The sequence below is a fragment of the Arthrobacter sp. KNU40 genome (assembly GCF_051515115.1).
Lineage (GTDB): Bacteria > Actinomycetota > Actinomycetes > Actinomycetales > Micrococcaceae > Arthrobacter.
On the sequence record NZ_CP195850.1, the window covers coordinates 1,672,531 to 1,698,850 of the forward strand.

The following is a 26,320-nucleotide window of genomic DNA, read 5'->3' on the forward strand; positions in this document are numbered from 1 at the left end:
CCCTTCCGGAAGGAAAGGCGGGGACTTCGTTGCTTTTGATGTTTTGCCGCTAGGAAGCGAGCGTGGCATCCAGCGTGATCGGAGTTGCCCGGAGTGCCTGGGATACCGGGCAGTTGACCTTGGCGTCCTCGGCGAGGCGCTGGAATTCTTCTTCGGAGACACCGGGGATGCGTGCGCTCACGGTCAAGTGGATGCCCGTGATGCCCTCGCCCGGCTGGAAAGTGACGTCGGCCTTGGTGTTGACCTCTTCCGGCGTGAAGCCCGCACCGGCCACGCCGTTGCTGAATGCCATCGAGAAGCATGCCGAGTGTGCTGCGGCAATCAGTTCTTCGGGGCTGGTCTTGCCTTCCGCGGACTCCGCGCGGGCCTTCCAGGTGACGTTGAAGGTCCCCAGTCCTGAGCTGTCCAGCGTGGTGTTGCCGGCGCCTTCGATCAGGTTGCCGTTCCATACGGTGTGTGCGGTGCGTGTTGTAGCCATGTCCACTCCTCAGCGTCGTTGCGAATTGGCATCCGGATACCGGTTGCCGCCGGGTTCAATCCTAGGGATTCGACGGCGGCGGCGCACCGCTTGTCCGCTCTCAGAGGATTGTGACTGCCCCTGTTTGAGAAGCGACGGTTTAAGCGGCAACGGCCGCCGGACGAATGTCCAGGCGGCCGCGCTGTTTGCTCAGGCCAGCGTGTATTCGCCGGTCACTGCCAGATCGTGGCGATGGCGATGTTGAGCAATCCCAGGCCTCCGACGCCGTGGGCCAGGCCCGTCGAGACCGGTTCGCCCTTCTTGACCTTGCGCGAGCCGATGACGGCGAGCACGGCCACTGCGAGACCGATCGCGAACTTGATGCCGAGCTTGAAGTAGTTAGGGTCGGCATTGGGCAGCATGGGCAGGATTCCCATCATCGCAATACCCGTGATCAGCTGCACGAAGGCACCATCCCGCTGGCGCGGGTGGACAGTCGGCTGCTTCATGGTGGCGATCCAGTAGCCCACAATCATGGCTGCGCCGACGATGTGCAAGAACAGCAGGACGTTGAAGAGGATAGTCATGGCTCCAGCTTATCCAGAATCTTCTACGAGCCGTAGCAAAGCCACGGGGTAATATCCGGGCATGAAAAACGGGAAGGTCCCGGCGGTTTCCCGTCGGGACCTTCCCGTCACGCGATAACTGGAATCAGAGGCCCAGGTCGGCTTCGAAGGAACCTTCCTCAAGGCGGGCCCTGAGGGTCTGCAGGAAGCGGCCGGCGTCGGCACCGTCAACCAGGCGGTGATCGTACGTGAGGGACAGGTACATCATGGAGCGGATGGCGATCGAGTCGTCACCGTTCTCGTCGGCAACGACAACCGGACGCTTGACGATCGCGCCGGTCCCCAGGATGCCCACCTGGGGCTGGTTGATGATCGGCGTGTCGAACAACGCTCCGACGGACCCGATGTTGGTGATGCTGAAGGTACCGCCGGACAGCTCGTCCGGACCGATCTTCCCTTGGCGCGTACGGCCGGCGACATCGGCGATCTTGCTGGCCAGGCCGGCAAGGTTCAGGTTGCCGGCGTCGGAAATGACCGGGACCAGCAGGCCCTTGTCGGTGTCCACCGCAATCGCGAGGTGTTCCGCGTTGTGGTAGGTGATTTCCTGCTTGGCTTCGTCGTACGCGGCGTTCAGCTTGGGGTGCTGCTTCAAGGCTTCGGCCACGGCCTTGGCGATGAACGGCAGGAACGTCAGCTTGACGCCGTTCTGGGCCTCGAAGGAGCCCTTGGCCTTGAGGCGGAGCTTGGCGATCTTGGTCATGTCGACCTCGTGCACCTGGGTCAGCTGCGTCGAGGTTTCGAGGGACTCGCGCATGCGGCGGGCGATGACCTGGCGGATGCGCGGAGCCTTTTCGACGGTACCGCGGAGCGAGGAGGCCGCCACGGGGGCCGGAGCAGGCTTGGCGGGAGCTGCGGACGCCGGGGCCGGAGCAGCGGCTGCTGCCTTCTTGGCGTCGGCCGCGGCAAGCACGTCCTGCTTCCGGATACGGCCGCCGACGCCGGTGCCCGTCACGGTGGTGATGTCGACACCGCTCTGGTTGGCCAGCTTGCGGACGAGGGGGGTGACGTAGCCGGACTCGTTCGAAGAGGATGCGGGTGCGGCAACCGGTGCCGGGGCTGCCGGTGCCGGCGCTGCCGGTGCGGCGGCTGCGGGTGCCGGGGCTGCCGGCGCGGGTACGGATTCAACAACGGGTGCCGCTGCTGCGGGCGCTGCTGCTACGGGTGCCGGTGCTGCTGCGGGTGCAGGCGCTGCTGCGGCGGGAGCGCCCGAGCCGATGACGGCAAGAACGGAACCGACTTCAGCGGTGTCGTCTTCGTTGACGCGGATCTCGAGCAAAATGCCGGCCACGGGGGAGGGGATCTCGGTGTCGACCTTGTCCGTGGAGACCTCGAGGAGCGGTTCGTCCACCTCGACGGTGTCGCCGACGGCCTTGAGCCAGCGGGTGACGGTGCCTTCGGTGACGCTTTCACCCAAGGCGGGGAGAGTCACGTCGTGACCCGATGCCTCGCCGGATGCTGCGGCGGGGGCTGCGGCTTCTTCGGCTGCGGGAGCCGGTGCTGCTTCAGGCGCTGGTGCTGCTTCAGGTGCGGGGGCTGCCGGTGCTTCTTCCGCAGGTGCGGCGGCGGGCGCTGCAGCGCCGTTGCTGCCGCTGCCGATCCGGACCAGGGGAGCGCCGACTTCGGCGGTCTCGTCTTCAGCCACGAGAATTTCTTCGATGATGCCGGCAATAGGAGACGGGATTTCGGTGTCTACCTTGTCGGTGGAAACTTCGAGCAGGGGCTCGTCGACTTCCACTCGGTCACCAACCTGCTTGAGCCAGCGAGTGACGGTGCCTTCGGTGACGCTTTCACCAAGGGCGGGCAAGTTAACGGATTCAGACATGTCGTCCCCGTTCTCCTTATTGATCTTTAGTGCGGATGAGTGTTGCCTGCTGGGGTCCTGCGCCCGCAGTTCGTGCGGGCGCAGGACCGGGTGTCTTGCGTAAAGACTTAGCCGTGGAGCGGCTTGCCGGCCATTGCGAGGTGGACTTCGCCCAGGGTCTCGTTCTGCGTCGGGTGTGCGTGGATGAACTGCGCCACGTCCTCCGGGTGGGCTTCCCAGTTGACGATCAGCTGTGCTTCGCCGATCTGCTCGCCCATCCGGGAACCGATCATGTGGATACCGACAACCGGGCCGTCCTTCTGGCGGACAACCTTAACGATGCCGCCCGTGCCCAGGATGGAGCTCTTGCCGTTGCCGGCCAGGTTGTATTCCTGGGTCTGGACCTGGTCCTCGCCGTACTTCTCCTTGGCGCCCTTTTCGGTGTAGCCAACGGTGGCGATTTCGGGTTCGCAGAAGGTGACCTTCGGGACGTTCACGTCTTCGACGACCACTGGGTTCAGGCCTGCGATCTCTTCGGCGACGAAGATGCCCTGCTGGTACCCGCGGTGGGCCAACTGGACGCCGGGGACGATGTCGCCGACGGCGTAGACGTTGCCGACGCCGGTGTGCAGGCGCTCGTTGGTGATGACGAAGCCGCGGTCGAGGGTGATACCTGCTTCTTCGTAACCAAGGTTGGCGGTGACGGGGCCACGGCCCACGGCAACCAGGAGGAGATCGGCTTCGAAGGTCTGGCCGTCAACCAGGGTGACCTTCACGCCGTTGTCGTCCTGCTCGACGCCCTGGAAGAAGACGCCGGTGCTGAACTTGATGCCGCGCTTCTTGAAGGCGCGCTCAAGGTTCTTCACGATGGCGGTGTCTTCGTTGGGAACGAGGGAGGGGAGGCCTTCGACGATCGTGACGTCGACGCCGAAGGACTTCCACACGGAAGCGAATTCGACGCCGATGACGCCGCCGCCGAGGACGATGACGCTCTTGGGGATGTAGTCCATGGTCAGCGCTTCATCGGACGTGATGACGCGGCCGCCGATTTCCAGGCCGGGCAGGGACCGGGAGTAGGAACCCGTGGCCAGGACGATGTTCTTGCCCTTGTAGGCTGTGCCGTTCACGACGACGGTGTCGGTGCCCTGCAGCTTGCCTTCGCCTTCGATAACCGTGATGCCCCTGGACTTGATGAGTCCCTGCAGGCCCTTGTACTTACCGGCGACGATTCCGTCCTTGTAGGCGTTCACGGCCGTGATGTCGATGCTGTCCAACGTGACGTTGACGCCGTACTTGGCGGAATCGCGTGCGTGGTCGGCCAGTTCCGCCGAGTGCAGCAGGGCCTTGGTGGGGATACACCCGTTGTGAAGGCAGGTGCCGCCGAGCTTTCCCTTCTCGACGAGGCCAACGGTGAAACCAAGCTGAACGGCACGCAGAGCCGTGGCGTAGCCGCCGCTGCCGCCACCGAGTACCAGGATGTCGAATTCTTGCGCAGTTGCCTGATCGGCCACTAGGACGCTCCCTCGCGTGAGCGATGACACGCGACTACGCGTCATCTGGTCTTGGAACTTGTACTGCCGCGATTATGCCAGCACCGAAAGTTCTCTTGCATTTGTGACTACCGTGGTTCACCTTAGCGAACCACTTATCCATGCTCCACCCTGCCGAGGCATTTGTGGGGCGCTTGTGGCCAGACTCACGTCGGGCCGTGGGGCCGGTCATGGACCGGCCCCACTTGGGGACCTGCTTAGGCCGTGGCCAGCACGTCTTCGACGTAGGCGAGCAGCGTCCGGACAGTGCAGCCGGTGCCTTGCTTGGGCGTGTAGCCGTAGGGGCTGCCGTTGTTGAAGGACGGCCCGGCGATGTCGACGTGTGCCCAGGGGATCTGCTTGCCCCCGGCGTCCTTGCCGACGAACTCGCGCAGGAACACGGCCGCGGTCATCATTCCGCCGTGGCGTTCGCCGATGTTGGCGATGTCCGCCACCTGCGAGTCGAGGCTGGCGCGCAGTTCTTCCGGCAACGGCATCGGCCAGACGAGTTCGCCTGCGCGGTCCGCAGCGGACTTGAGGGCGCCCGTGACGGCGTCGGAACCCATGACGCCGGCAGTGCGGTTGCCGAGGGCGATCAGCTGGGCGCCCGTCAGGGTCGCGACATCGATGATGGCGTCCGGCTGCTCGAGGCTGGCCGCGACGATTCCGTCCGCCATGACCAGGCGTCCCTCGGCGTCGGTGTTGAGGACCTCGACCGTCTTGCCGCCGTACACGGTGAGGACGTCCGCCGGGCGCTGTGCAGCGCCGGAGGGCATGTTCTCAGCGATGCAGAGCCATGCGGTCACCTTGACGGGCAACCCAAGCCCCGCGACGGCTAGGACGGTATTCAGTACGACGGCGGCGCCCGCCATGTCGCTCTTCATGTCGCCCATGCCGAGGGCAGGCTTGATGGAAATGCCGCCCGTGTCAAAGGTGATGCCCTTGCCGACAAGCGCGATCTTCTTGGTGGCCTTGGCCGGGGCGTACTCCACCTTGACGAGGCGCGGCTGGCGGGTTGAACCCTTGCCAACGCCCAGGATTCCGCCGAAACCGTCCTTTTCGAGGCGTTTCTCGTCCCACACGGTGACCTTGACGGGCAGTCCCTTGGAGAGTTCCCTGGCAGCTTCGGCAAAGGACTCCGGGTAAAGGTGGCTCGGAGGCTGGTTGACGAGTGTGCGGGTGGCGTTGACCGCGCGTCCCACGAGAAGTGCCCGATCGAGCGCGGGCTGGACGTCCTTGCCGTCAAACGCCGTGTGGATCAGGACCTTGCCGACCGGATCTTTGAGGCCGTCCTTGGTGGAGCGGTGCTCCGTATAGGAATAGGAACCCAGCACGGCGCCTTCGGCGACGGCCGCGACGTCGGCGAGGGAGGCCGTCGGGAGGGCCAGGGTCACGGAGGACAAACCGGCCAATTGGCGGACGGCGGATCCCGCAGTCCGGCGCAGGGTTTCCTCGGCGAGGAGGGCGTCGTCGGCGACCTTGCCGACACCTGCCAGGACGAGGACGCCCGAACCGGTCTCCGGAAGACCCGGCAGACGGTGTACCTGATCGGGTGCTCCCGTGATGCCGAGGAGGCCCAATGAAGCTGCGAGTGTTTCCGCGGCCTTCGCGCCCAGCGGGTTCCCGAGCAGTATTGGCCCGTCTTCCCCCTGACCCACGGCTATCACGAGTGCGTCGCTGGGCGCCTTCTTCAGGTCCTTGGCAATAGTGCCAAGGGTGATGTCTGTAGTCTTCACCACGAGGATTTGTCCTCATCTCTCTCTGCATGGCTTGGCCGGGCTGCATGTTAGGCGCCCGGCCCTGGTACCCCTCGGTTGTCCGCTTGTGACAACGTCGGTGGTTGCTTGGGTCCGCACACGGCGGCACGTCTCGATCGTAGTCTGTCTGTTGCGGGGGAAAGCAATTAAATGAGAGTTGCGGCACATTGGCCGACAGGAATGCGCGGCCGGTCCGGGGCGTTGTACCAGTACATAGAGCGTGGCCGGCCGCCGAGGCGTCTGCTGCGGCGTGCAGCCGCCTGCTCCTCCAAGAATTTGAAACTGCGAAAGGAACATGCCGTGTTTGAACGGATTTCCGGCTCACTCCTTGACCCTGAGTCGCTCTATGCGAGCAACATCGAGCTCTTCCACAGCCCGGATATCAGGGGCCTCAACATGCTGATGGGCTTCACCGGATTCGCTGATGCCGGTCACGTGGTCCAGCAGATTAACCGGGAACTACTGGATACGCTCGAAGTCGAAACCGTGGCTGTGTTCGACGCCGACCAGCTCATTGACTACCGCACGCGCCGTCCCCACATCAGCTTTGTCGAAGACCATTTGGAGGACTACAAAGCCCCTCAACTGGCGCTTTACAAGCTTAATGACGGCTTGGGCGAGCCGTTCCTCCTGCTTGCCGGTTTTGAACCGGATCTCCAATGGGAGCGTTTCGCGCGCGCCGTCGTCGGGATTGTGGAAAAACTGGACGTCAACCTGGTGACCTGGATCCACTCCATCCCCATGCCTGTTCCGCACACCCGGCCGGTTGGTGTCACGGTGCACGGTAACCGCCCGGAACTCATCGAGGGCATTTCCACGTGGAAGCCGACTGTCGAGGTTCCTGCGGCCGTCGGCCACATCCTCGAGTTGCGGCTGGTCGAGGCGGGGCGGAAAGTCGCCGGGTACGTCATCCACGTCCCGCACTACCTCGCCGATGCCGAGTACCCGCCGGCAGCGGTCGCAGGACTCGAATACCTCGGTGCGGCCACCTCCCTGATGCTGCCGACGGACCGGCTTCGCGAGGCAGGCAGGGAAGTGGGCAGGCAGATCGCCGAACAGGTGGAAGCATCCGAGGACGTCCAGCAGGTGGTTTCGAAGCTGGAGTCCCGCTATGACGACAAGGCCGAGGGGACAGTCCGCCGTTCCCTGCTCGCCGACGAGAATGACGAACTGCCCAACGCCGAGGACCTGGGCGCGGCGGTTGAGGCGTATCTCGCACGTAAAGATGCGCGCCCATAAAGCAGCTTTAATGCGGCCCCGGGCATAATGGAAGGGTGAACGCACCCCGCGCCTGGCTCATTTGGACGATTGGGGTGCTTGCCTACCTTGTGGCGGTCGCCCAGCGCACATCCTTCGGTGTATCCGGGCTGGAGGCTACCGAACGGTTCCATGCCAGTGCTGCGGCCATTTCCTTCTTCACGGTGCTTCAACTGCTGGTTTACGCCGGCCTCCAGATACCGGTCGGGCTCCTGGTTGACCGCTTCGGCTCGCGTGCCATGATCGCCAGCGGTGCTGTGCTCATGGGCCTCGGCCAACTCCAGTTGGCTTATGCCGACGCTGTTCCGGCAGGCGTGCTCGGCCGCGTCCTCGTCGGCGCCGGTGACGCCATGACATTCGTCTCCGTGATCCGCCTCGTGCCGATCTGGTTCGCGCCGGCAAGGGTTCCGCTCGTCACCCAGCTGACGGGAATGTCGGGCCAGCTGGGCCAGCTCATCAGTGTGGTGCCGTTCGCGCTGGTCCTTCATTCGGCGGGCTGGAATACGGCCTTCCTGGCGTTGAGCTCGTTGTCGGCGCTCGCCGTCGTCCTTGTTCTCGCCTTGCTCAGGGACGTTCCGCCGGGTCACCCGCCGCGGGAGAGCGCCCAAGGCCTACGCGCCACAGGCGTGACACTGGCCCGTGCCTGGAAGCAGCCCGGGACGCGCCTGGGACTCTGGTGCCACTTCACGGTCCAGTTCAGCGGCAACGTCTTCGCCATGTCCTGGGGTTACCCGTTCCTGGTATCGGCGCAGGGCCTGAACCCGGCCACCGTGTCCGCCTTGATGGGACTCTTCGTCGTCACCAGCATTCTCGTGGGGCCGTTGTTTGGAACCTTCGTGGCCAGGCACCCCATGCGGCGTTCGGCCATGGTCCTCCTGATTACGGCGGCCACCGCGCTCGCGTGGGCTGCGGTGCTGCTGTTGCCGAGCAGGGCGCCCCTATGGTTGCTTGGCTTGTTGGTGGTTGCCCTGGCCATCGGCGGCCCCGGGTCCATGATCGGTTTTGATTTTGCCCGGACATTCAATCCTTCCCACAGGATCGGCACCGCCACCGGCATCGTCAACGTGGGTGGCTTCGTTGCGGCCCTCGTGACGATCTACTCGGTGGGGCTCATCCTCGACCTCCTCCACACGAGCGGTTTCTCGGGCGGGGAGCTGTACGGCCTGGCACCCTTCCGCATCGCATTGAGCGTGCAGTTCCTGTTCCTGCTCGTGGGTACGGTCCTGATCCTCATGACCCGTCGCAAAGTGCGCCGCCAAATGGCGGCACAGGGGGTACACGTCCCGCCACTCCTCGTATCGCTGGCAAACCAGCGCCGACGCCGCGTGGAATTGCGCCGCGAACGTTTAGCGAAGCAGCGGAGCTCCACGCCGTAGCCTGCTCTCACGGTGTTCCCCCACAGGCGCTGACGGACACCTTTGTCCACATACCGCAATTGAGGCCTGCCGTCGCCCGCGATTGATGCCAATGCTGGATTCATGACAGCAGACAACCGTGTGACCATCTCCCGTCCTGAGGACATCCTCGGCTTCATTCCGCACGCCTTGGGACTCTGGCCGAAGGAGAGCCTCGTTGCCATCACGCTGTGCGGGCAGACACTCGGCGCCACACTCCGTGTGGACCTTCCGCCCGGGAGATCCGAACGCGTGCTTGCCGCGTACTCACGGAGGATCGGTGAGTACCTGGAAGCTGACCATGACGCCGATGGCGTGCTTTTGGCATTCTTCAGCGACAACGGTTGGGACGATGGCGGCGCCGTGGCACACGGCATGCCGCTTCTAGAAGCCTTGGAACCCGTCCTGGTCCGCGGTGGATTGGCGTTGCGGGATGCCTGGTTCATAGGTTCCGATTACTGGCGAAGCGCATTCTGCACCGACCTGGAGTGCTGTCCCCTTCCCGGGCGTCCCGTGGACCAGATCCTGGACAGCCGGCTCAACGCGGAAATGGTGTTCAGGGGGAGCAGCGTCAGGAAATCGCCGCGGTTGTTGGGGCCCGGCGACCAGCCTGTCCTTGATCCCGAATTCATGCGTGCGGAAGACGCCATGCTTGGGGAGTTGCTCCTGCGGTGGCGGCGCAGGAAGTCGTTCGAGGAAATGCTGGATGTGTGGACGGGGGTCCTCGATTCCTGCCGTCCGGAGGAATTCGACGGCGAGGCTGCGGCGTTCCTCCGGGCAAGCTTGAGGGTTCCTGCCTGGCGCGACGCCGTGGTGGTCCTGGCGGCTGGCGGGAAAGCTCTAGCCTGCGGCGGTGCGGAAGCCTTCGGCTTCTTTGAACATGAGGACGATGACGCGGATTCATTGGCCCTTCCGCCCGGGCTCTGTCCCCCGGCACCAACAGCGGGCACGGCACCAGTGGCCGGCAAGCCCACTGAGGCTGCGGATCTCAGCGTCATGCGCTACGGAGACGTACTCCTGGGCCTTTACCCGGAGAACCCCGACTGGAAGCGGTTGACGAGCCTGGACCGGGTTCTGGCGGCGCTCTCCCGGCACGGCGGTGGGGAGGCGCGCGCCGCAACGCTCACGATCCGCGGGTGGATTCAGTGGTGCCGGGGGAGCGGTTCGTTCGCCCACGAACTCCTTTCGCAGGCTGACGCTGAGCAACAGGGCTATCGGCTCGCCGAACTACTCGCCGAGCTGGTGACGCGCGGAACGCTCTGCGGCTGGGCCAAAAGCAAGTCCTCCGCGTGGCGGAAGTTCGGTGGGGCGGCCGGATGACCCTGGAACTCAAAACCGTGAGACAATGGTTGCCGAGACCCGGTTGGGTCCGTGTTTCAAGTGCCATGAACGTCCCCTGAACTCTAGGGAACATTAAGGCGCCGTCGGGAGTTTTACCTAAAGACTCTGCAGTCGGCGATGGCACTTGATGTTGATCACGGACTTGACAGGGTCATAGTGGTGTTGCCCCCATGGTGATTCCACAGACCGCCGCTAGAAAGGTTTTCTGTGACCCCGTCTTCCGCCGAGAAGGAACCCGCCGCCCTGGCCGAACTGTCCGCCGAAGAAAAGAAGGCGGCTACAGCTGCGAAGCGTGCGGCAACGCGTGCTGCCAATGCTTCGACTGCAGGTGCAGAGAAGCCGGCACCCAAGAAGCGCGGGCCCAAGCCCGGCGCCAAGGCCGCTGCCGAAGCAGCCAACAAGTCCACCGGCGCCGACGAGGACTCCGAAGAAGCCGAGGATTTTGACGCCGTCGTTCCCGACGAAGCAGAGCTCACGGAGGACGTCGAGGAAGGCGAAGAGGGCAAGAAGCCTGCCACGACCGGTTCCGGCTTTGTCTACTCGGATGCCGACGACGACGATGCGCCTGTCCAGCAGGTCATGTCAGCCGGCGCCACGGCCGACCCCGTCAAGGACTACTTGAAGCAGATCGGCAAGGTTGCCCTGCTGAATGCTGAGCAGGAAGTCGACCTTGCGCTCCGCATTGAAGCCGGCCTGTTCGCCGAAGAGAAGATCAACGCCGACGACGGCTCCATGGACCCGAAGCTCAAGCGTGAGCTCGAGTTCATCATCCACGACGGCAAGAGGGCCAAGAACCACCTCCTCGAGGCCAACCTGCGACTCGTGGTCTCTTTGGCCAAGCGCTACACCGGCCGCGGCATGCTGTTCCTGGACCTCATCCAGGAAGGCAACCTGGGCCTGATCCGTGCAGTGGAGAAGTTCGACTACACCAAGGGCTTCAAGTTCTCCACTTACGCCACCTGGTGGATCCGCCAGGCCATTACCCGCGCCATGGCTGACCAGGCCCGGACCATCCGCATCCCGGTCCACATGGTGGAAGTCATCAACAAGCTGGCACGTGTCCAGCGCCAGATGCTTCAGGACCTTGGACGCGAACCTACGCCTGAGGAACTGGCGCTCGAGCTGGACATGACTCCCGAGAAGGTTGTTGAAGTCCAGAAGTACGGCCGCGAGCCCATCTCGCTGCACACGCCGCTTGGCGAAGACGGCGATTCCGAATTCGGCGACCTCATCGAGGACTCCGAAGCGGTTGTGCCGGCGGACGCTGTGAGCTTCACACTCCTCCAGGAGCAGTTGCACTCGGTGCTCGATACCCTGTCCGAGCGTGAAGCAGGCGTCGTTGCGATGCGTTTCGGCCTTACCGATGGCCAGCCAAAGACTTTAGACGAAATCGGCAAGGTCTATGGAGTCACCCGCGAACGCATCCGTCAGATCGAATCGAAGACGATGTCCAAGCTGCGCCACCCCTCGCGGTCGCAGGTTCTGCGCGACTACCTTGACTAAAGGAACGGACACCCTGCCTTAACCGGCACAGCCCGTCAAGAAGTGGACCCACGGATTTGTCCGGGGGTCCACTTTTGCGTCTGGAGGCATTTCGCCTAGGCGCTGTTCCGTTCGAGTGCCCGGCCAATGATGCGAGTGCCTTCCGGGAAAGCGGAGGGGTTGGGTCCTGCGTAGTTGAGCCGGATGAACGGTCCCGCCGGTTCGGCCGGGAACCATTCCGTACCGACCGCGATCATCACCCCGGCATTCTCGCAGTCGCGGGTCAACTTTTCGAGGTCCGTCCCGTCGGGCAGGCGTGCCCAAAGGTTCAGTCCTCCCTTGGGGATGAGGCTGAGATGGGCCTGGGGGGCGTGCTCGCGCAGGCTTGAGACCAGCAGGTCGCGGCGTGACTGGAGCTGATGGCGGAGGCTTCGCAGATGCGTCTGCCAAGCCGGCTGGGTGACGACATCGAGGGCCGCAGCCTGCAGCAATCCGCTGACATACATCGACTCGGCAGCGCGGTCCGCGAGGATACGTTCGCGGGCGGGGCCGCGCGCGATGACGGCGGCGACGCGGATGGCGGGTGAAACGCTCTTCGTGAGGGAGCGTAAATAGACCACGTGGCCGGAGTCGTCACGTGCGGCAAGCGGTACCGGCGTCGACGTGATGCCGAAGTCGTGCGCCCAGTCGTCCTCGACGAGGAACGCGCCGTACTCCCGGACGACGTCCAGGACTTCTTCGCCCCGCCGGGTGGACCATTGCGCTCCAGTGGGGTTGGAATAGTTCGGTTGGGCGTAGAACAACCGCGCGCCCGTCTCCTCAAAGGCCCTGGCCAATTCTTCGGGATCCGGCCCATCGGCTCCGCTGGGTACCGGGACGATGCGGACTCCGGCTTGCGTCGCGGCCAGGATGGCTCCCCAGTAGCTCGGAGATTCCATGAGCAGCGGCTGCCCGTGGCCGACCAATGCAGTGAAGATCGAGCTGAGGCCGCCTTGGCTTCCGGGCAGCACGATGACGTCGCTCGGTGTTGGCGGGGTGAGCCCTGCCGGGGTCGCGGTGCCGAGTTCGTGCGCGAACCAGGACTGCAACTCGGGAAGACCGGCCGCCGGAGGCCGGGACAAAGCAGCGTCGCCGCGGGCCACGCGGGCGAGAGCGGCCCGCACAAGCCGCTCCGGCAGGAGTTCCCGGTCCGGGTATCCGGAATGGAAGGCGATAGTGGCGTTCGAGGTGTCGCGCATCGTAGTGGAGGCTGAACGGGGAGGCGCCTGCGGTGCACGCAGCGCCGCGGTTTGCCAGCCGTAATCCGAGGGGCGTGCTGACCGGACGGCCCGCACGAAAGTGCCGACGCCGGGCCGGCTCTCGATCAAGCCCTGCGAAGTGAGCGTCTGCAAGGCTTTCTGAACCGTCACAGGGCTGGCCTGGTACTCGGCAACCAGTGACCGGGTGGACGGAAGCCGGGATCCCGGCGCGGCCCCGGCGATCCATTCCCGCAGTCGCATCGCAATCCTGGAACTGCTATCGTTGTTCATGAGAGACAATAGTAGCGCTACTACAATTATTCGGCCAGTGATACCGTCGCGCTCGACAACCGGCCTCTGGTGGGGACTCCTCGGAGTAGCGGCGTTCTCCTTCACTGTTCCCTTCACCCGGGTGGCGGTTGGTGGGCTGTCGCCCCTGTTCATCGGCTCCGGCCGTGCCGTCGTCGCGGCGATGCTCGCGGCATTCGCCCTCACCCTCACCAGGCAGCGGCTGCCTCAAGGCAGGCAATGGGCGCGCCTGGCCGTGGTCGCCGCCGGGATTGTTGTCGGGTTCCCCTTGCTCACCTCGTTCGCGCTCACGACGGCGCCGGCCAGCCACGGCGCCGTCGTCATCGCCCTGTTGCCGGCAGCAACGGCAACTGCCGCAGTGCTCCGCGGACGCGAGCATCCGCCTGTCGCCTTCTGGCTGGTCACCGCCGTAGGCGCTGGTGCGGCCATCGCATTCGCATTCGCGCAGTCCGGTGGGTTCGGGCAACTTGACTGGGCGGATGTGCTGCTCCTCGGAGCTGTCATTGCTGCGGCAATCGGCTACGCGGAAGGCGGCCTGCTCGCCCGCGAACTCGGCGCATGGCAGACCGTATCGTGGGCGCTCGTCCTGGCCTTGCCGTTGATGGCCGGACTGTCGGCGCTCTCCATGGCCCAACAGCCGCCGTCGGCCTCGCCGGTCCAGTGGGCTGCTTTTGCCTACCTCGGAGTCGTCAGCATGTTCTTCGGCTTCTTCGCCTGGTACCGGGGTCTCGCCATTGGACCCATGGCCAAAGTCAGCCAGGTGCAACTCGTCCAGCCCGTACTGAGTATTTGTTGGGCAGGGCTGTTGCTGGGCGAATCCCTCGGCTGGACCACGATTGTCGGTGGTCTGGCCGTCATCCTTTGCGCCGGCGTCGCGGTCCGTGTCCGGCTCAATCCGCAGAGACCGGAACAGAACCGCTGAAGACCAACACAACAGATCGCCCGTCCCACGATAGGAAGAATAGAACCATGTACATCCCAGCGCATTTCGAGGCCGGTCCCGACGTACTCCACGACCTCCTGACACGGCCAAGTGCGGCGAATCTGGTCACCATGACGACGCAGGGCCTGCTGGCGACCTTCCTGCCACTTATCTACGATCCCTCGATCGGCGAATACGGCGCGCTCCACGGGCACCTCGCCCGAACCAACTCCCAATGGTCTGAGCCGGCGATCGGAGAATCACTCGTGATCATCCAGGGCGCGGACGCCTACATCTCGCCCTCCTTGTACGCATCGAAAGCAGATCATGGGCGCGTCGTCCCGACGTGGAACTACTCCACCGCGCACGTTTACGGCAAGCTTGCCGTCCATGAGGATGCCGCGTGGCTGGGGAACCATGTCAGGCAGCTGACCAACCTCAACGAAGCCGATTCCGAGCGGCCGTGGTCCGTGGACGACGCGCCGGAACGCTACGTCTCCGGCCAGTTGCGTGCGATCGTTGGCATCGAGCTGGTCATTACCCGTATCGAGGCGAAGGCCAAACTGAGCCAGAACCGGCCCGACAAGGACATCGACGGTGGTGGCCGGGCTTGATGCCCAAGGGCACAAGGAGATTGCTGCCGACGTCGCCCGGGCCAGGCGGGGAAGTTAACGCAACGGCCCCCTCCATTCGGAGGGGGCCGTTGTCTCTGTGAAATTATGTCAGCCGGGCGGCCGCTGGGGCCGGCCACTTAGGCTAGTCGGTGAGGACTGGTTCCTTCTCCTGAAGGCGACCGGTCTCGTCATGCCAGTCCGAAGTCATCGGCCGCAGCGTGGCCTCTACTGCACGTGCGTGGTGGCCGCAGAAGAGCAGCTCACCGCCGGAGGACTCGAGTACAACGCGGACATATGCCTGGGCCCCGCAACGGTCGCACCGGTCGAGTGCATTGAGTGTGCGGTCTGCAACTGCTGTTGTCATGTTCGGCCTCCTTAGTAGTTCTGTGTATCCATATAACCAGCATTCGAAGCAAAACCATGGCAAGGATGGGTCACGTTCGCTGTCCGCGTATCACATGTGCGTAACACCGGGAAGTGGCGTCCAGCACGATTGGGAGTGGCAGCTCTCGTCCGGGCTCCGGGCCAGCTAGCCTAGGAGGAGTGTTTTTTGCCTCTGTTACACCCCCGAAGGAGCGCCCCGCCCGTGGCACCGAGTTCTGAATACAACGCCCGGCACCTTTCAGTCTTGGAAGGCCTGGAGGCGGTCCGCAAACGTCCGGGCATGTACATCGGCTCCACCGACTCGCGCGGCCTCATGCACTGCCTGTGGGAGATCATTGACAACTCCGTGGACGAAGCGCTGGCGGGCTTCGGGCATGACATCCAGATCATCCTGCACGCGGACAATTCGGTGGAAATCCACGACGACGGCCGCGGCATCCCGGTGGACCTGGAACCCAAGACGGGGCTCACCGGCGTCGAAGTCGTCTTCACCAAACTGCACGCTGGCGGAAAGTTCGGTGGCGGCTCCTACACGGCGTCCGGCGGTTTGCACGGCGTTGGCGCGTCCGTAGTGAACGCGCTCTCTGCCCGCCTTGACGTGCAGGTGGACCGCGGCGGCAAGACGTACCAGATGTCCTTCCGCCGGGGCGAGCCCGGCCGATTCAAGGACATCGGTTCGAAGCCCAGCCCGACGTCGGTCTTCGAACCGTTCGTCGAGAACTCGGTGCTCGACGTCGCGGGCAAGGCCAAGCGGGGTGTCACCGGTACCCGCATCCGCTACTGGGCAGACCGGCAGATCTTCACTCCGGACGCGAAGTTCTCCCTCGAGGATCTTGCGGCGCGCGCCCGCCAAACGTCATTCCTGGTTCCGGGCCTCAAGCTCACGGTGCGCGATGAGCGCCGGCTCCCCGGTACCCCCGGCGAAAACGGGCCGCACCAAGAGGTTTTCCATCACGACGGCGGCATTTCCGAATTCGTCGACTTCCTCGCCGCGGATTCGGGCGTCACTGATATTTGGCGGCTCCATGGTGCGGGCAAGTTCAAGGAAACGGTTCCGGTCCTTGACGAAAACGGGCACAGCAAGATCGCGGAAGTGGAGCGGGACTGTGAAGTGGACATCGCGCTGCGCTGGGGAATCGGCTACGAAACCACCATGCGGAGCTTCGTCAACATCATCGCCACCCCCAAGGGCGGCACGCACCAGGCAGGCTTCGAGCAGGCGCTCCTGAAGACCTTCCGCAAAGCCGTCGAAACGAACGCGCGCAAGCTCAAAGCGGGCAACGACAAGATTGAGAAGGACGACATCCTGGCCGGCCTCACGGCAGTGCTGACGGTCCGCTTGGCAGAGCCGCAATTTGAGGGCCAGACCAAGGAAATACTGGGCACTTCGGCCGTCAAGGCTATTGTTGCCAAGGTTGTCGAGGACGAGATCACAGCGCGCCTGAACTCGGCGAACCGGAACGACAAGGCCCAGTCCGCCCTGCTGCTCGAGAAGATCGTCAGCGAAATGAAGTCCCGCATCTCGGCCCGCGTCCACAAGGAAACGCAGCGCAGGAAGAATGCGCTGGAAACGTCGTCGATGCCCACCAAGCTGGCGGATTGCCGCACGGACGACGTCGGACGTTCCGAGCTGTTCATCGTGGAAGGTGACTCCGCCCTTGGCACTGCCAAGCTGGCGCGGTCCTCGGACTTCCAAGCGCTGTTGCCGATCCGTGGCAAGATCCTCAACGTGCAGAAGGCATCAGTGGGGGACATGCTCTCCAACGCGGAGTGCGCCGCCCTCATCCAGGTAGTGGGTGCCGGTTCGGGCCGGAGCTTCGACATCGACGCCGCCCGGTACGGCAAGGTGATCCTGATGACCGACGCGGACGTCGACGGCGCTCACATCCGTACGCTGCTGCTCACGTTGTTCTTCCGGTACATGCGTCCGATGATCGACGAGGGCAGGGTATATGCGGCAGTACCGCCGCTGCACCGGGTGGAAGTCATCAACGCGGGCCAGAAGGCCAACGAGATGATCTACACCTACTCCGAGGCCGAACTGCACGTCCTGCTGGCCAGGCTCGCCAAGGAAGGCAAGCGATACAAGGAACCGATCCAGCGCTACAAGGGCCTCGGTGAAATGGACGCCGAGCAGCTCGCCGAGACCACCATGGATCCGCGCCACCGAACCCTCCGCAAGGTGGGCATCGAGAACGCGAAGATGGCGGAAGACACGTTTGACCTGCTGATGGGATCGGACGTCGCCCCGCGCAAGGACTTCATAATCGCCGGCGCTGCGGACCTGGACCGGGAACGCATCGACGCCTGATCCGGCGGGCCATATCCGACGCCGCTCAGCCCAGCAAGCCCGGCACGATCAGCAGGCCTGTCGGCACCGCGAGCAACATGGCCGACGCCGCAAGCACCAAGGTGCGCTGGGCCGCCGGAAGCGGCGGCTTGGGTGAGAGCAGCCGGCTGACGCGCGACGCCGTCGTACGCGGTGAATCGGCGCCGCCGGTGCCGCTCAGCGAACTGCCTTCGGGGGAAGCGTCCTGCCCGCCTGTTCCGGGAGGCGCGAATTGCTCCACGGGACCGGCGGAGCCGCTCGCCACGATCGCAATCGCCTTAATGAGCGTCCCCTTACTCTCGGTGCGCAGGGCCACATCGTCGGCGAGCATTTCGATCAGGGAGTTGACCGCAACCTGGGCGAGTCGCGTCGTTGGGAACCAGGGCAGCGCCTGGCGCCACGCCGCGAAGGCCCACAAAAGAAGGTCGTGGCGCTGGGAAAGATGGGCATTTTCGTGGATGAGGACCGCCCTGAGCTCGGCGGGCTCCAGGGCGGCCATGAGGCCGTCGGACAGGACAGTCACTGACCTTGCGCCGCCGGGCAAGCAGTATGCAACGGGGGAGTCGTGGTTAATGACCACGGTGCCAGGGCCGTCGTCGGACGGTGAGGCCAGAAGTGCGAGGAGTTCGCGGTGCCTGCGCCGCTGCCGTTCGATCTTGACGTAGGTGAGCAGCAGGGTGAACACGAGATGGGCGCTCAGCAGCGCCGCGGCGGACAAAGCGAACAGGTGCCAGAAGCCCAGTGCCGTGGTGGGCTCGTTGTGAAGCACCATGCCGGCCAAGGAGCGCACGCCTGCAATAAGGTTGTCGCCGATGGGCTCAAGCCCGTAGACGAGCATGGCCCCGATCATGGAGAGGCCACCGGCGAGTGCGATGGCTTGCCAGAGGACCATGGCCATGAATGGCGCGCGTGAAGGCCACTCGGCGCGCGAAAGGAGGACAGGAACCGGCCAGGCCAGCACCAAAGCAAGGACCGCCAGAAAATATGAGGTCCAGAACATGGGTGGTTAGTTTTTGCCGAGCAGCTTGCGCAGCGTGGCGGCTTCACTCTCGCTCACGGAACCGATGAACCGAGCCAGCACGGCTTCGCGGTCCGGGGCGGAACCCAAGGCCTCGTGCATGAGGTCCGCCGTGTGGTCCGCGCGGCTCGAAACAGCCTGGTAGCGGTGCGGGCGGGTGCCGCGTTCGCGCTCCACGAGGCCCTTCTTCTCGAGGCGGGACAAGACAGTCAGCACTGTGGTGACTGCGAGGTCCTTACCCTGGTGTCCTGCAATCCCATCCGTGGCGGCGGAATCCTGCGCCAGCAGATCACGAAGTTTGTTGGCTGTCGCAGCCTCCTGGCCCGCCCAAAGGAGATCCATGACCGCCCGTTCCAGTTCGCCAAGACTTGCCATCAACGCATCCCTACTTTCCGCACTTCCCTTGCCGGTTTGCGTGGACCGGGGGAAGTGCGATGATCCAACATTCCACCATCAATCTACCGCTTTTCAGGCGGCGATTCTACGTGAGGTAGAACATGCGGCGCGGCGTGTCCTTGCGGCACTGTGACGCCGCTGGAAGAGTGGTGAGCAGATCGCAGGGGGTTTGTTCTACACTGTGTAGAAGAAGTCAGTTCTACGTAACGTAGAAAAAGGACGCCGCAAGCGGGCGTCGGGACAATAAGGACAGCCATGGACGCCTTGGAAATCGCACGCTGGCAATTTGGAATCACCACGGTCTACCACTTCATGATGGTGCCGCTAACCATCGGGCTGGGGCTCGTGGTGGCCGTCATCCAGACCCTTTGGTACCGCACGGGCAAGGTTGAATACCTGCGGATGACCAAGTTCTGGGGCAAGCTCTTCCTCATCAACTTCATCATGGGTGTGGCCACGGGCATCGTGCAGGAATTCCAATTCGGCATGGCCTGGAGCGAATACAGCCGATTCGTCGGCGACGTGTTCGGTGCGCCCCTGGCCCTGGAAGCGCTTCTCGCGTTCTTCGTGGAATCGACCTTCCTGGGACTCTGGATCTTCGGCTGGAAACAACTCAAGCGTGGCGTCCACCTCGCGTGCCTCTGGATCGCCGTGATCGGCTCGGTCTTCTCGGCCTACTTCATCATCGTGGCCAACTCCTGGATGCAGCACCCCGTCGGCGTCACGATGGTCAACGGGCGTCCCGTCATGACCGACGCCTGGGCAGTCTTCACCAACAACACCGCCATGGTGGCGGTACCCCACACGCTCTTCGGCGCGCTGGCCGTCGCCGGTGCCTTCCTTCTGGGCATCGCCTGGTACCACCTCTGGCGCCGCCGCCACGATGGCATTGACACCATCGGAGCCGACGGCCGGGCCATCGCGGGCGAAGCCGACATCCCAGGACGGGACAAGGCCGACTACAAGGTGTGGATCAACTCCCTGCGGATCGGCGCCGTCGTCGCCATGATCTCCTTCGCAGGCACTGCGTTCACGGGCGATTTGCAAGGCAAGCTGATGTTCGAACAACAGCCCATGAAGATGGCCGCGGCCGAGGCCGCCTGCCACGACGGCACCGGCTTCTCGGTGCTGAGCGTCGGCAACCTCGGGTCCAAGAGCTGCAACGACATCGTGGCCGTGATCGAGGTCCCCGGGATCCTCTCCTTCCTGGCCAAGGGTGATTTCAACACGGAAGTGAAGGGCGTCAACAGCCTCCTCGACGAGTACAAGGCCAAGTACGGCACCCACCTGCCGAACAATCCCCTGTACGGCGATCGGGCAGGCCAGGAAGTCCAGTACGTACCGGTCATGGAAGTGACCTATTGGGGCTTCCGCATGATGATCGGCTTCGGCGGGATCGCTGCCTTTGCCGCATTGCTGGCCTTGTGGGTCACGCGCAAGGGTATGGTCCCGCAGGCCCGCTGGATCATGCGCCTGGCGGTCTTCGGCATCCTCGCTCCCTTCGGCGCCAACGCCGCCGGCTGGATCTTCACCGAAATGGGCCGGCAGCCGTTCGTTGTCGCGCCCAATCCGGACGCCAGCGGCGTCGACCAAGTGTTCATGTTCACGGCCGCGGCGGTCTCACCGGGCGTCTCCGCCGCCGAGCTCATCACGTCGCTCGTCGTGTTGGCATCCATCTACGCGGTCCTGCTGGTGGTCGAAGTCCGGCTCCTGGTCAAATACGCCCGGGGTGGCGTGGTGTCCGCGATGCCTGAGCTCGCCGAAGCCCGCCACGGCGAGAAGAAACAAAAGAAGGACGACGACGGCGGGACGCCGGGTGCCCCGGGCCAGCCCGGTGACAGCGACGACGTCCTGGCATTCGCCTACTAGGAAGCAAAGGGATCTTTCGAATGGAACTGTTGCCTACCGTCTGGTTCGTGGCCATCGCCGTGCTGTGGACGGGTTACCTCTTCCTGGAGGGCTTCGACCTCGGCGTCGGAATGCTCATGAAGCTCTTCGCACGGAACAACACCGACCGCCGGGTATTGCTGAACACCGTCGGCCCGGTGTGGGACGGGAATGAAGTGTGGCTGCTGACCGCGGCCGGTGCCACCTTCGCCGCATTCCCGCTGTGGTACGCCTCGCTGTTTTCGGCGCTCTACCTGCCGCTGCTCATTGTCCTCGTGGCCCTGATCTTCCGGGCTGTGGCCTTCGAGTACCGGGGCAAAGTGGACAGCGCCCGCTGGAGGACCGTCTGGGACTGGGCCATTGCCTTGGGCTCGTTCACGGCCGCGTTCGGCATCGGCGCCGCGCTGGCGTTGACCACCACCGGGCTGCCGATTGACTCGAACGGCGACCGCCAGGGCGGGCCCTTTGCCTGGTTCAGCGGATACGCCGTGCTGGGCGGATTCGCCGTGGTCGCGTTCGCCTTGGTGCACGCCCTTGCGTTCCTGGCCCTGAAGACCGACGGCGAAGTGCGCCACCGCGCGCGCCGCTGGTTTGTGCGGCTCGCCCCGCTCGCACTGCTGCCGCTGCTGGCATGGATGGTGTCCCTGCAGCTGCTCAGCGGCAAGCCGTTGACATGGATCCTGGTGATCCTCGGAGTCGTGGCAGCCGCAGCAGCGTGGGTGCTTGCCCGCAAGGGAGCTGAGGGCAAGGCCTTCGGGGCCCTGGGTGGGTTCCTCTTGTGCGCCACCGCCTCCATCTTCGGTGCGGCGTTCCCCGTGGTCATCCCTTCCACCTTGAACCCCGCCTTCAACCTCACCATTTCCAACGCATCGTCGTCCGCTTACACCCTGGGGCTCATGAGCATCGTGGCTGCCGTGGGGTTGCCCCTGGTCATCGCCTACCAGGCGTGGACCTACTGGGTGTTCCGCCGTCGCGTGAGCGCAGCGCATATTCCCGCCGCACATGGTTTCCTGCCGGCCATCGCGGCAAAGGTCCTGGTCGGCCAGTCGGCACCGGGCGGACCAGCTGCGAAACGCGCACCCCGCGACGCCGGCGAGTAACGGATGAAGCCCCAGCTGTCCGCCGGACCCGCCACCCGATCCGCTTTGTACTTCCTTGGTCTGTTGTCCTCCCTCAAGGCTCTGTCCCTGGTCCTGATTGCACAGGCCATCGCGGGGATGTTGTCCGGACTTGCTGCGGGCAGCATGGGGTGGCGCGAAGGACTCCTCTGGGGTGCCGCTGGCGCGGTCCTGCGTTCGCTGACGGTCTGGGGCCAGGGAGTCGCGGCGCGCCGGGCGGCCCTCGGGGTCAAGGAGGAGCTGCGGTCCAGGCTGCTGGGGCGCGCCCTCGGCGCCGGAGCTGCCGGACGGATCGGCGACGTGAACGACGGCGGGCTCGCCGTGCTCGCGACACACGGACTTGACGCACTGGACAATTACTACACCCAGTTCCTGCCCGCCTTGGTCAATTGCGCCGCGTTGCCCCTGCTCCTCGGCGCGCGGATCCTCTTCGCGGACTGGGTCAGTGCCGTGGTTGTGGTGCTGACCTTGCCGCTGGTCCCGTTGTTCATGGTGCTGATCGGCCACCACACCGAGGACCGGGTCCACGAAGCCCAATCCACGCTGCGGAGGCTCTCGGGGCACATCCTGGAGTTGGCCAAGGGACTTCCCGTGCTGGTGGGACTGGGCCGCGCCGGTGAACAGCGCGCAGCCCTTGAGGACCTCTCAGAGGAATACCGCTCGCGCACCATGGGAACACTGCGGACTGCCTTCTTGTCGGCCCTCGCCCTGGAGCTGATAGCCTCCATCTCCGTCGCGGTCGTCGCCGTCTTCATCGGCGTGCGGCTCGTGGCGGGAGACATGGGCCTGGAAGCCGGCCTGCTGGCCCTCATCCTCGCCCCCGATTGCTATCTTCCCCTGCGCGAGCTGGGTACGGCCCACCACGCTAGCGACGACGGGCGTGAGGCTTTGGCCGCAGCCAACGCCGTGCTGGAGTCGCCGGCGGGCCGTCCGCTGAACGGATCTTCCGGCACCGAAGTTTCCGGCGGCGTCGTGGTCACCGGACTGACGGTGAGGTACACGGGGAGGGTGGCTGCCGCCGTCGGGCCAATCGACTTCAAGGCACCAACCGGACAGATCACCGCCCTTGACGGCCGCAGCGGTTCGGGCAAGAGCACCATCCTGGGTGTCCTGGCCGGTACGATCGGCGACGGGCCGCTGGCAACCGTTGAAGGCTCGATTAGCGGACTGGGTGCCGGCGCGGTGGCTTGGGTACCGCAGCATCCCGTCATGGTCGCCGGTACGGTGCTGGATGAGGTCGTCCTCTACCTGAACGGTGGGAACCAGGACGTTGCGTCCATGGACCGCGGGACCACGCCGGACGCGGACATTGCGAGGGCCATGCGTTGCCTCGAGCAGTCTGCCGCGGAGCACCTCGCGTCCAAAAATCCTGCCGAGTTAAGCCCTGGAGAACTGCGGCGCGTGGCTGTGGCGCGCGGTTTGGCGGGGCTCAACGCGGGAGCCACGGTCCTGCTGCTTGACGAACCCACCGCCCACCTTGACGTCGCGTCCGCGGACGCGATCCGTTCGGCCGTCGCGGGGCTGCGTGGTGGGGCGACTGTCATCCTGGTCGCCCACGACGCCGCGACCCGGAAACTGGCGGACAACGTCGTGAAGGTCGACGGCGGCGAGTTCACCAGCGGAACGGCGCAGGAGCAAGCCGGTCACGTGCGCCTGGAATCCGATGCATCTGCGCCGGCCCCGGTCCGGCGGGACACCAATCCCGGAACCACACCGGACGGAGCCCCCACGACAATCTCCACGCTCAAGGCCCTCGCGCGCATCCTGGCGCCCGTCCGTTACAAGTTCGCCGGTGCCGTCCTGCTCGCGGCGCTCGCCGCCATGTTCGCCGTGGCGTTGTCCGGGCTCTCCGGATGGCTCATCATCCGGGCCAGCGAACAACCGCCCATCCTGTACTTGCTCGGAGCCATCGTGGGCGTCCGGTTTTTCGGCATTGGCCGGGCGGTGCTGCGTTACTCCGAGCGGCTCGTTGTCCACGACACCGTGTTCGCCGGGATGACAAGGCTCCGGGGCGCGCTCTGGGCGGCGCTTAGCGCCCGGGCACTGTCATTGCGCCGCCTCCTGCAGGGCGGCAATGTGCTCGGAGCGGTGGTGGACGACGTCGATACGCTGCGCGACGTGCTGCCGCGCGTCGTCCTTCCACCCCTCTCCGCCCTTGCCGTAGCAGTGTCGGCGGTTGTCGCCTCGGCCCTCCTGGTTCCCGCCACCGTGCCGGCAGTTGTCGGCAGCGCCGTGGTTGGCCTTGTTCTCGCCCCTCTTCTTGCCCTGGCGGCGGACCGCAACGCGGCCCGTTCGGAGCAGCAACTGCGCTCACTCGTGCTGCGCGACGTTGCCGCAGCCCTCGACGCCCGCGCGGAGCTCAGCGCCAACGGCGTGGCCGGCACAGTCCTTTCGTCCTTGACCCGGAGGGACAACGCGGCCACCGCCGCCGCACAGCGTTCGGCCTGGGCTGACGGCATAGGCCAGGGATTGACGGTGCTGGCCTGCACCCTCGGAGCCTTGGCCGCGGGCATTCTCGCGGCACCGTCGGTGCAATCCGGAACTGTCGCGCCGGCTGTGCTGGCCGTCGTCGTCCTTGTTCAGCTGGCCCTCGCGGAGCCTTACGGGGCGGTGGTGTCTGCCGTGCGGCAGGGTCCGGCGTTGGCCGCAGTGCTGCGGCGGATCGCGCAGTCCGGCGCCTTCGATACGCCAGAAGCTGACGGCGGTGTGCTGGCGTTGCCGGATCGACCCGACGGCTCTGCGGGACTGCAGCTGGATGACCTCGAAGCGTCGTGGCCAGGCGGCCCGCCCGTGTTCAGCGGACTCAGCGCCGAAGCTGCCCCCGGGCATTGGCTTGCGGTCACGGGGCCCTCCGGCTCGGGGAAATCCACGTTGCTGTCCGTCCTGCTTGGCTTCCTGCCCGTATCATCCGGGAGGGCCTACGTCAGCGGGAATGCCGCTTGGTGTCCCCAGGAAGCCCACCTCTTCGACTCAACTATCCGCGGCAACCTGCTGCTCGCCCGCCCGGCAAGCCGCAAGCCCTCCAAAGCGGACATGGACAAAGCCCTGGCGGCCGTCGGGCTTTCCCGAGTGGTGTCCGGGCTTCCCGGGGGCCTTGACAGCCGCATAGGCCCCTCGGGTTCGTTCCTGAGCGGCGGAGAACGCCAACGGCTCGCTATGGCCCGCACGCTCCTCACCGGCGCAGACGTCCTGCTCCTCGACGAGCCCACCGCCCATCTCGACGCCGAGGCCGGACGCCTCATGATGGCGGAGCTGCGGTTCGGGCTGAAGGACGTCACGGTGGTCCTGGTCACCCACAACCCGGCCGACATCGCCGGGGGCGACTCCCCGCTGGATCTGGGCTCGTCCTCGGCGATTCCGGCGGTGGCGCGCGGAAACTAGCCGAGAAGCCGTCCTAAGATCGAGTCCACCGACTCGACGATATTGTCCACGAACTTCCTTGCGTCGTTCTCCCGGATGAGCGGCGTCGATTGGCCCGCCCACAGGGACATCAGGCCCGGGATTCCCTGTGCAGCCGCGGCGGGCCGGAACTTGCCGGTCAGCCAGTTCTGGATCGGGAACGGGGCATGTGCAGCAGGATCGGCGAGTTCCGCGATGATCCGGTTGGGAATACCGCGTGCCAAGCGGCCGCTGAGGGCCCGGGTCAGGACAGTGTGGGCGGCATCGGGTCCGCGCATCGCGGCCAGGTGAGCCGGACTGATGGCTGATTGCCGCGTGGCCAGGAAGGCCGAACCGATCTGGACCGCGTCCGCGCCAAGCGCCAAGGCGGCAGCGACTCCACGGCCATCAGAGATACCGCCTGCGGCGATGACCGGAACCGGGACGGCATCCACCACCTGGGGCACCAGGGCCATGGTCCCGACCAGCGAGTCCTCCGGGGCGCGGAGGAAGGAAACCCGGTGACCGCCGGCCTCCATCCCCGTGGCAACGATCGCGTCAACGCCGCCGGCAGCCAGGGCCACGGCTTCGTCAACAGTGGTTGCAGTACCTGCCACCACGATGCCGTTCCGGTGGGCCTCCTCGATGACAGCCTCGGACGGAACACCGAATACGAAGCTCAGCACGGCCGGTTGGGCATCGAGGGCCGCCTGGATCTGTTCCTGCAGATCCGGCAGGTAGGTGTCCGGTTGCGTGGGTGGTTCCACGCCCACCAACTCGAAATACGGCCGGAGGATGTCCACGTAGGCCGCGAACTGCCGGGCGTCTGCTGTCGGCGGCTCTTCGCCCTCGATGGGGAGCCAAAGATTCAGCGCGAAAGGTTTCCTTGTGGCCTCCCTAAGCTCGCGGGCCGTGGCGGCAATCCGCTCCGCATCGTATCCGTAGAGGCCGTAGGAACCGAGCCCGCCGGCCTCGCTGACCGCGGCCGACAGCTCCACCGATGACAAGCCACCGAAAGGACCAAGGACGATGGGCAAGTCAATATTGAAGAGGCGGGTTGCGCGCGTGTCTTTCCACGACATC

The 26,320-nt window shown here is 65.1% G+C and carries 19 protein-coding genes and 1 pseudogene; 10 read left to right on the forward strand and 10 right to left on the reverse strand.

Annotated features, from left to right (window positions below; genetic code table 11):
• Positions 1-49: 49 nt before the first annotated feature.
• From ACSKT0_RS07850 to ACSKT0_RS07870, 5 genes are all read right to left on the reverse strand, one after another.
• Positions 50-478, reverse strand: a complete 429-nt coding sequence (locus ACSKT0_RS07850; RefSeq protein ID WP_184739048.1) for an OsmC family protein — start codon at positions 476-478, stop codon at positions 50-52.
• Between the two features lie 212 nt (positions 479-690).
• On the reverse strand, positions 691-1,044 hold the full coding sequence (locus tag ACSKT0_RS07855) for a hypothetical protein (RefSeq protein ID WP_059389121.1): 354 nt from the start codon (positions 1,042-1,044) through the stop codon (positions 691-693).
• 124 nt (positions 1,045-1,168) lie between these two features.
• Entirely contained in the window at positions 1,169-2,905 is a 1,737-nt protein-coding gene (sucB, locus tag ACSKT0_RS07860) for a 2-oxoglutarate dehydrogenase, E2 component, dihydrolipoamide succinyltransferase (RefSeq protein WP_437773228.1), read from the reverse strand.
• A 107-nt stretch (positions 2,906-3,012) separates the two neighbouring features.
• Positions 3,013-4,395, reverse strand: a complete 1,383-nt coding sequence (gene lpdA / locus ACSKT0_RS07865; RefSeq protein WP_437773229.1) for a dihydrolipoyl dehydrogenase — start codon at positions 4,393-4,395, stop codon at positions 3,013-3,015.
• Positions 4,396-4,631: 236 nt separating this feature from the next.
• Positions 4,632-6,152, reverse strand: a complete 1,521-nt coding sequence (locus ACSKT0_RS07870) for a leucyl aminopeptidase (RefSeq protein WP_437773230.1) — start codon at positions 6,150-6,152, stop codon at positions 4,632-4,634.
• A 318-nt stretch (positions 6,153-6,470) separates the two neighbouring features.
• Here ACSKT0_RS07870 and ACSKT0_RS07875 point away from each other — a divergent pair, with 318 nt between their 5' ends.
• From ACSKT0_RS07875 to ACSKT0_RS07890, 4 genes are all read left to right on the forward strand, one after another.
• Positions 6,471-7,409, forward strand: coding sequence for a proteasome assembly chaperone family protein (locus ACSKT0_RS07875; protein WP_236816974.1), 939 nt, complete (start codon positions 6,471-6,473; stop codon positions 7,407-7,409).
• A gap of 35 nt (positions 7,410-7,444) precedes the next feature.
• The gene (locus ACSKT0_RS07880) at positions 7,445-8,803 is read left to right on the forward strand and encodes an MFS transporter (RefSeq protein ID WP_437773231.1); all 1,359 of its coding nucleotides are present in this window, start codon (positions 7,445-7,447) and stop codon (positions 8,801-8,803) included.
• A gap of 102 nt (positions 8,804-8,905) precedes the next feature.
• On the forward strand, positions 8,906-10,141 hold the full coding sequence (locus tag ACSKT0_RS07885; protein WP_437773232.1) for a DUF4192 domain-containing protein: 1,236 nt from the start codon (positions 8,906-8,908) through the stop codon (positions 10,139-10,141).
• Positions 10,142-10,369: 228 nt separating this feature from the next.
• Entirely contained in the window at positions 10,370-11,665 is a 1,296-nt protein-coding gene (locus ACSKT0_RS07890) for an RNA polymerase sigma factor (RefSeq protein ID WP_437773233.1), read from the forward strand.
• A gap of 95 nt (positions 11,666-11,760) precedes the next feature.
• Here ACSKT0_RS07890 and ACSKT0_RS07895 read toward each other — a convergent pair whose 3' ends face one another.
• A complete protein-coding gene (locus ACSKT0_RS07895; protein WP_437773234.1) occupies positions 11,761-13,173 on the reverse strand; it encodes a PLP-dependent aminotransferase family protein in 1,413 nt (470 codons plus the stop codon).
• On the opposite strand from ACSKT0_RS07895, the gene ACSKT0_RS07900 reads away from it, so the two are divergent.
• Positions 13,172-14,113 (forward strand): DMT family transporter, encoded by a 942-nt coding sequence (locus ACSKT0_RS07900; RefSeq protein WP_437773235.1) that lies wholly within the window; start codon positions 13,172-13,174, stop codon positions 14,111-14,113. The two genes, ACSKT0_RS07895 and ACSKT0_RS07900, sit on opposite strands and share 2 nt — an antisense overlap.
• Positions 14,114-14,160: 47 nt before the next feature.
• Positions 14,161-14,785, forward strand: a pseudogene (locus tag ACSKT0_RS07905) (FMN-binding negative transcriptional regulator).
• Between the two features lie 84 nt (positions 14,786-14,869).
• On the opposite strand, the gene ACSKT0_RS07910 reads toward ACSKT0_RS07905, so the two are convergent.
• Positions 14,870-15,091, reverse strand: coding sequence for a DUF7455 domain-containing protein (locus tag ACSKT0_RS07910; RefSeq protein ID WP_437773236.1), 222 nt, complete (start codon positions 15,089-15,091; stop codon positions 14,870-14,872).
• A 222-nt stretch (positions 15,092-15,313) separates the two neighbouring features.
• Between ACSKT0_RS07910 and ACSKT0_RS07915 the strand changes: the two genes are divergently transcribed.
• Complete coding sequence (locus ACSKT0_RS07915) at positions 15,314-17,422, forward strand: DNA gyrase/topoisomerase IV subunit B (protein WP_437773237.1); 2,109 nt, start codon at positions 15,314-15,316, stop codon at positions 17,420-17,422.
• A 25-nt stretch (positions 17,423-17,447) separates the two neighbouring features.
• Here ACSKT0_RS07915 and ACSKT0_RS07920 read toward each other — a convergent pair whose 3' ends face one another.
• Positions 17,448-18,440 carry a M56 family metallopeptidase gene (locus ACSKT0_RS07920; RefSeq protein ID WP_437773238.1) on the reverse strand — a complete coding sequence of 331 codons (993 nt, stop codon included), beginning with the start codon at positions 18,438-18,440 and terminating at the stop codon, positions 17,448-17,450.
• A gap of 6 nt (positions 18,441-18,446) precedes the next feature.
• Positions 18,447-18,833, reverse strand: coding sequence for a BlaI/MecI/CopY family transcriptional regulator (locus ACSKT0_RS07925; protein WP_078105520.1), 387 nt, complete (start codon positions 18,831-18,833; stop codon positions 18,447-18,449).
• 276 nt (positions 18,834-19,109) lie between these two features.
• Between ACSKT0_RS07925 and ACSKT0_RS07930 the strand changes: the two genes are divergently transcribed.
• Genes ACSKT0_RS07930 through cydD form a run of 3 tightly spaced genes read left to right on the forward strand, consistent with a single transcriptional unit; the run spans position 19,110 to position 25,240 of the window.
• Entirely contained in the window at positions 19,110-20,723 is a 1,614-nt protein-coding gene (locus tag ACSKT0_RS07930; protein ID WP_437773239.1) for a cytochrome ubiquinol oxidase subunit I, read from the forward strand.
• A gap of 20 nt (positions 20,724-20,743) precedes the next feature.
• Positions 20,744-21,841, forward strand: coding sequence for a cytochrome d ubiquinol oxidase subunit II (cydB, locus tag ACSKT0_RS07935; RefSeq protein ID WP_437773240.1), 1,098 nt, complete (start codon positions 20,744-20,746; stop codon positions 21,839-21,841).
• 3 nt (positions 21,842-21,844) lie between these two features.
• The gene (gene cydD, locus ACSKT0_RS07940) at positions 21,845-25,240 is read left to right on the forward strand and encodes a thiol reductant ABC exporter subunit CydD (RefSeq protein WP_437773241.1); all 3,396 of its coding nucleotides are present in this window, start codon (positions 21,845-21,847) and stop codon (positions 25,238-25,240) included.
• On the opposite strand, the gene ACSKT0_RS07945 is transcribed toward cydD, so the two are convergent.
• Complete coding sequence (locus tag ACSKT0_RS07945; RefSeq protein ID WP_437773242.1) at positions 25,237-26,319, reverse strand: NAD(P)H-dependent flavin oxidoreductase; 1,083 nt, start codon at positions 26,317-26,319, stop codon at positions 25,237-25,239. The genes cydD and ACSKT0_RS07945 overlap by 4 nt on opposite strands.
• Position 26,320: the final 1 nt, after the last annotated feature.

Bases quoted from the DNA above. Each gene is read 5' to 3' on its own strand.
- ACSKT0_RS07900 (WP_437773235.1), top strand. From the start codon at position 13,172: ATGAGAGACAATAGTAGCGCTACTACAATTATTCGGCCAGTGATACCG.
- cydD (WP_437773241.1), top strand. From the start codon at position 21,845: ATGAAGCCCCAGCTGTCCGCCGGACCCGCCACCCGATCCGCTTTGTAC.
- ACSKT0_RS07895 (WP_437773234.1), bottom strand. From the start codon at position 13,173: ATGAACAACGATAGCAGTTCCAGGATTGCGATGCGACTGCGGGAATGG.
- cydB (WP_437773240.1), top strand. From the start codon at position 20,744: ATGGAACTGTTGCCTACCGTCTGGTTCGTGGCCATCGCCGTGCTGTGG.
- ACSKT0_RS07850 (WP_184739048.1), bottom strand. From the start codon at position 478: ATGGCTACAACACGCACCGCACACACCGTATGGAACGGCAACCTGATC.
- ACSKT0_RS07920 (WP_437773238.1), bottom strand. From the start codon at position 18,440: ATGTTCTGGACCTCATATTTTCTGGCGGTCCTTGCTTTGGTGCTGGCC.
- ACSKT0_RS07885 (WP_437773232.1), top strand. From the start codon at position 8,906: ATGACAGCAGACAACCGTGTGACCATCTCCCGTCCTGAGGACATCCTC.
- ACSKT0_RS07945 (WP_437773242.1), bottom strand. From the start codon at position 26,319: ATGTCGTGGAAAGACACGCGCGCAACCCGCCTCTTCAATATTGACTTG.
- ACSKT0_RS07910 (WP_437773236.1), bottom strand. From the start codon at position 15,091: ATGACAACAGCAGTTGCAGACCGCACACTCAATGCACTCGACCGGTGC.
- ACSKT0_RS07930 (WP_437773239.1), top strand. From the start codon at position 19,110: ATGGACGCCTTGGAAATCGCACGCTGGCAATTTGGAATCACCACGGTC.
- ACSKT0_RS07925 (WP_078105520.1), bottom strand. From the start codon at position 18,833: ATGGCAAGTCTTGGCGAACTGGAACGGGCGGTCATGGATCTCCTTTGG.
- ACSKT0_RS07855 (WP_059389121.1), bottom strand. From the start codon at position 1,044: ATGACTATCCTCTTCAACGTCCTGCTGTTCTTGCACATCGTCGGCGCA.
- sucB (WP_437773228.1), bottom strand. From the start codon at position 2,905: ATGTCTGAATCCGTTAACTTGCCCGCCCTTGGTGAAAGCGTCACCGAA.